Here is a 5,261-nt window from a genome sequence, read left to right as displayed (position 1 = left end):
GCGGCGGACGATGGCGAGGTCGAGGAGGCGGACGATGACGACGACGACGTGCTCGGGGCCATCATCGACGCCCTGACCGGAGACGACGACGACTGAGCTGGCGCTCGCTCCGGAGTGACCTCCGAGCGTTCGCTCGTTCCGAAATCACCTCCGAGCGTTCGCTCGCTCCGCGATGCCGACCGTGCGGGCGCCCGCCTCGAGACGAGTCTCGTTCGCCGTCTCGGAGCGATCGATCGAGACGTTACCCGCTTCCGAAAGACCGAGCGAACGTGGACCGTCCAGTCGGCGACAGTGAATACCGCCCTAATGCGAGTGAATTTTCCCGGCCGCGTTCCGATCCGCGACTTCACGCCGACGTCACCGTCGGGCGACGATTTGTAGCGGGATCACCACCGGGGGTCGGCCGATCCTTGCCGATCGAGCGCTTGCGAGGCCGTCGGCTCGATCCGGGCCCGTCGGAACGACGGCGAGTGCAAACCGTTTTGCGACCCTCGCGCCCGATATGAACGGCGAGCGACGTCGTCGGAGCGACGGTTCCGCTCGGGAGGACGATCCATCGACAGTCGTCCGAACCCGCGTGAGAAGTCGAGGACCCGATCAGTCCCCGTCGATCGGTGCTATCGCGTCGACCAGACGGGGCCGTAGCCCGCCCGCGAGACGCGTTGAACCGTCGCGACGATGAAGAACGCCCCGGAGAGCGCGACCGCGAGAACCGGCGTCGCGGCCGCCGAGAGCGGGCCGATCGAGAGCCACGCGAGCACGAGTCCGATCGCGCCGACGATCGACAGCATTCCGTACGTCCGGTGCCACTCGCGGCCGTCTTCGGGGTGTCGGTCCAGGTACGGTTCGAACGTCGCCGGTCCGTGGAGGAGTTCGATGAGGTGAGCCTCCGGGTCCCAGTCGACGATCCCGTGTTCCTCGAGCATCGGCAGGTGCGTCTGGTAGAGCGAGATGTACACCCGTCGGCGCTGGGCGCGAGTCACCTCGTCCGGCGGAACGTCGTTCTCCCAGGCGGCGACCTGCTCGACGAGCGGTGCCAGGTCGCACGTGCCGTTGCGCTCCTTGAGGAACCGGACCGCCATCCGTCGTCGCGCGTTACTGAACACGTCGAACAGTTCCGCCTGGGAGAGCTCATCCTCGCTCATCGTCTGCCTCCGTCGCCCGCGAACGGGTCCGAAGTGACGGTCGTGATCGGGTACCTCACGTCCCGTGGTGACACGGAGAACCGCTTTACTATCGGCCGTCTACCCCGACGAAAGCGGATTGTACCGGTCGGAGGCCGTGACGGACCGGTAATCCGATATTTTCCGTTCGGCGCGGCTCATCGGCGGCGCTGGGCGTCGATCGCGACCGGTTCGGGCCGATCGACGGATCGGTCCGGGGGTGCTGTAGATCGGCACTACCGACAGGTCAGGTCGGGGATAACAAAGCCTCGCTACCGGTTGTATCCTGACGATTGCACCCGAGTTGCGGAACTGACCATGATCGATTCGACACCACGCGGTCCGATCCGAGGGGTAGCGCCATGAGCCAGTTCGTCTGCGGCGACGACTGTGAGATCGACGACGACGTCACCGTCGGGTACGGGGACTTCGAGGAGCCGACCCGGATCGGCGACGACGCGACGATTCGGGCCGGGAGCATCGTCTACGGGAACGTGACGATCGGCGACGGGTTCGCGACCGGCCACGACGTTCTCGTCCGCGAAGAGACCACCGTCGGCGACGACGTCCTCGTCGGAACCAAGACCGTCGTCGACGGACGGACCGAGATCGGTTCGCACGTGAGCCTCCAGTCGGCGGTCTACGTGCCGACGGACAGTCGGATCGGTTCGAACGTCTTCGTCGGCCCGGGCGCCGTCCTGACCAACGACCAGTACCCGATCCGGCGGGACGTCGACCTCGAGGGACCGACCATCGAGGACGGCGCGTCCATCGGGGCGAACGCGACGATACTGCCCGGCGTCACCATCGGGGAGAACGCGTTCGTCGCGGCCGGGTCGGTCGTGACGGACGACGTCCCGCCGGACACGCTCGCCGTCGGCGCCCCGGCCAGCACGCGCACGCTGCCGGAAACCCTCGAAGGGCCGAATCAGCTCGCATGACGGACGTCCCACTCGTCGACCCGGACGTCGGCCGGGCCGCGTACGAACGCGTCGAGACGCTCCTCGAACGCGGACGGCTGGCCGACGGCCCCGAGGTCAGGTCGTTCGAGGACGAGTTCGCCGACTACTGCGGCGTCGAACACGGCGTGGCGACGTCCAACGGAACGACGGCGCTGCACACCGCCCTCGAAGCCCTCGGCGTCGAGGCGGGCGACGCGGTGATCACCTCGCCGTTCTCGTTCGTCGCCAGCGCGAACGCCATCAGGCTGGCCGGCGGCCGACCCGTGTTCGCCGACGTCGACCGCGAGACCTACGCGCTCGATCCGGAACACGTCGCGGAGATCTGCCGCCGGCGCGACGACGTGGTCGGCGTGCTCCCCGTCCACCTCTACGGCCTTCCGGCGGCGATGCCCGCGATCGCCGAGATCGCCGAGCGCCACGACCTCTTCGTCCTCGAGGACGCGTGTCAGGCCCACGGCGCCGCGATCGACGGAACCCGGGTCGGCGCCATCGGCGACGCCGCCTGCTTCTCGTTCTACCCGACGAAGAACATGACCACGGGCGAAGGCGGGATGATCACGACGGATCGGGAGGCGGTGGCAGAACGCGCCGCCAGCTACGTCAATCACGGCCGCCGGGCCGACGACGACGGCGGGTACGAACACGTCGAGCTCGGTCACAACCACCGGATGACGGCCCTCGCGGCCGCCATCGGGCGCCGACAGCTCGATCGGCTTCCGGGGATGACCGAGGCTCGTCGCGAGAACGCCGCGTTCTACGACGAATCGCTGTCGGAGCTGCCGATGGAGACGCCCCTCGAACCGGACGGATACCGTCACGTCTACCACCAGTATACGATTCGGACGACCGACCGCGACGGATTGAAACGAACGCTGAGCGAGTCCGGGGTCGGCGCCGGCGTCTACTACCCGACGCCGATCCACCACCAGCCGGCCTACGAGTCGGTCCACACCGCGGCCGCCGACCTCCCCGAGGCCGAGCGGGCCGCCGATGAGGTGCTGTCGATACCGGTCCATCCCGGTCTCGACGCGGCGGATCGCCGGACCGTCGTCGACGCGGTCCGCTCTCACTTCGAGCGTCCCTCGACCGCCGGCGTCGACCGCTCGGAGGCCGAATAACCCATCCCGATCGGCCGAATCAGACGCGTGATCGAACACGAGAGACCCTCCGCGATCGCCTCCGACCGCGCCCGGCTCCGGGAGCCGGGCCGTTCCGACCGCGAGATCGAGCGGACGACCGACCAGTCACAGCCGCCCACTACCACATGACCGTATCAGATTCCACCGTGACCGCACCGACACCCCCGCGAGCCGGCGTCATCGGCGTCGGGGCGATGGGAGAGAACCACGCGCGCGTCTACAGCGAGCTACGAGGAGTCGAACTCGCCGGCGTCTCGGATCTCGACGAGGACCTGGCGCGCTGCGTCGCGACCGAATACGGGACGACGTCCCGACCGATGGACGAGCTGCTCGACGACGCGGACCTCGTCTCCGTCGCCGTGCCCACCGAGGCCCACTACGAGACGGTTCGGCGGTGTCTCGACGCCGGCGTCCACGTCCTCGTCGAGAAACCGATCACGGCCGGCCCCGAGCAGGGCCGGGAGCTGGAGACGCTCGCCCGCGAGAGGGGGCTGCTCCTCCAGGTCGGCCACGTCGAGCGCTTCAACCCGGCCGTTCGAACGGCCGCGAGCCTGATCGCCGATCTCGACGTGATCGCCGTCGACGCGAAGCGACTCGGCCCGCCGGTCGATCGCTCGATCTCGGATCGAGTCACGCTCGACCTGATGATCCACGACGTCGACGTCATCCAGTCGCTGCTCGACGACGAGCCGAGCGCGATCGCCGCGACGGGGACGGCCGACGGCCAGCACGCCACGGCGACCCTCGAATTCGACGACGTCGTCGCCACGGTCACCGCCAGCCGCGTCAGTCAGCGAAAGGTTCGGCGGCTGACCGTGACGGCGAGCGACTGCCTCGTCGAGATCGACTACCTCGACCAGACCGTGTTGCTCTACCGCGACTCGTTCCCCGAGTACGTCAGCGACGAAGCCGGCGGCAACCGGTATCGCCACGAGAGCGTCATCGAGCGACCGGAAGTACAAAACCGAGAGCCGTTGCGGGCGGAACTCGAGTCGTTCGTCTCCGCCGCGACGGCGGGATCGGCCCCCGAGGTGACGGCCGAAGACGGGCTGCGAGCGCTCGAGACGGTCCGCGAGATCGACCGCCGGGTCGCCGAGAAGGACGGACTCGAGGTGCGCGCGCGATGAACCGATGGGACGGAGACGGACTCTACGGATCGACGGCGACCGTCGGCCGGCAGCGGCGGGCGCTCGCGGACGGCGACGTGCCGGTGGCCGTCTACGGACTCGGCAAGATGGGGCTCCCGCTGGCGGCGGTGTACGCCGAAACCGCGGGTAGCGTCATCGGCGTCGACGTCGATCCGGCGGTCGTGGCGTCGGTGAACGCCGGAGCGAGCCACGTCGACGGCGAACCGGGCCTCGACGAACTCGTCGCCGATCGGGTCGACCGCGGCCGCCTGCGCGCGACGACCGACGGCCCCGCGGCCGCCGCGGCGGCCCGCGTCCACGCGATCATCGTCCCGACGCTGCTCACCGACGCGGACGAGCCGGACCTCTCGACGGTCGAGGCCGTGCTGGACGACATCGCGGCGGGGCTGTCGCCCGGCGACCTCGTGGTGCTCGAATCGACCGTCCCGCCGGGTACCGCTCGCGACGCGGTCGTCCCGACGCTCGCGGAACGCTCGGACGTCGAACGAGGCGAGTTCGGCGTCGCCGTCTGTCCCGAGCGGACGTCGTCGGGGACCGCGTTGCGGGATATTCGCGGTCGGTACCCGAAGGTCGTCGGCGGCGTCGACGCCGAGAGCGCGCGGGCGGCGGCACTGTTGTACGGAGAGGTGACCGACGGAGAGGTCCACGTCGTCTCGGACGCGACGACCGCCGAGGCGGTCAAGGTGTTCGAGGGGATCTACCGGGACGTCAACATCGCCCTGGCGAACGAGCTCGCGACGACGAGCGGCGAGCTGGGGATCTCCGTTCGGGAGGCGATCGAGACCGCCAACGAGCTGCCGATGTGTCAGCTCCACGAACCTGGTCCGGGCGTCGGCGGTCACTGTATTC

Annotated in this window: 5 protein-coding genes; 4 read left to right on the top strand and 1 reads right to left on the bottom strand. The window is 69.2% G+C overall.

The window, feature by feature from the left end; translation table 11 throughout:
• Window positions 1-617 precede the first annotated feature (617 nt).
• Window positions 618-1,145, bottom strand: coding sequence for a hypothetical protein (locus QZT59_RS05230; RefSeq protein WP_290812368.1), 528 nt, complete (start codon window positions 1,143-1,145; stop codon window positions 618-620).
• 380 nt (window positions 1,146-1,525) lie between these two features.
• Between QZT59_RS05230 and QZT59_RS19140 the strand changes: the two genes are divergently transcribed.
• The 4 genes from QZT59_RS19140 to QZT59_RS05205 form a co-directional block, all read left to right on the top strand.
• The gene (locus QZT59_RS19140; protein WP_394348639.1) at window positions 1,526-2,104 is read left to right on the top strand and encodes a DapH/DapD/GlmU-related protein; all 579 of its coding nucleotides are present in this window, start codon (window positions 1,526-1,528) and stop codon (window positions 2,102-2,104) included.
• Window positions 2,101-3,243: a DegT/DnrJ/EryC1/StrS aminotransferase family protein gene (locus QZT59_RS05215; protein ID WP_290812365.1), complete on the top strand. Its 1,143-nt coding sequence runs from the start codon at window positions 2,101-2,103 to the stop codon at window positions 3,241-3,243. Before QZT59_RS19140 ends, QZT59_RS05215 begins: the two co-directional genes overlap by 4 nt.
• Window positions 3,244-3,389: 146 nt before the next feature.
• Complete coding sequence (locus QZT59_RS05210) at window positions 3,390-4,391, top strand: Gfo/Idh/MocA family oxidoreductase (protein ID WP_290812362.1); 1,002 nt, start codon at window positions 3,390-3,392, stop codon at window positions 4,389-4,391.
• A partial coding sequence (locus tag QZT59_RS05205) for a nucleotide sugar dehydrogenase (protein WP_290812359.1) occupies window positions 4,388-5,261 on the top strand: 874 nt, incomplete at its 3' end. The genes QZT59_RS05210 and QZT59_RS05205, both read left to right, overlap by 4 nt.

Origin of the sequence: Halovivax sp. (genome assembly GCA_007119345.1) — an archaeon.
GTDB lineage: Archaea > Halobacteriota > Halobacteria > Halobacteriales > Natrialbaceae > Halovivax.
Note: the sequence above shows the minus strand (reverse complement) of the source record. Positions and strands in the feature narration are given on the sequence as shown.

Coding starts and splice junctions, on each gene's coding strand:
- QZT59_RS05210 (WP_290812362.1), top strand. CDS start 3,390: ATGACCGTATCAGATTCCACCGTGACCGCACCGACACCCCCGCGAGCC.
- QZT59_RS05215 (WP_290812365.1), top strand. CDS start 2,101: ATGACGGACGTCCCACTCGTCGACCCGGACGTCGGCCGGGCCGCGTAC.
- QZT59_RS05230 (WP_290812368.1), bottom strand. CDS start 1,145: ATGAGCGAGGATGAGCTCTCCCAGGCGGAACTGTTCGACGTGTTCAGT.
- QZT59_RS19140 (WP_394348639.1), top strand. CDS start 1,526: ATGAGCCAGTTCGTCTGCGGCGACGACTGTGAGATCGACGACGACGTC.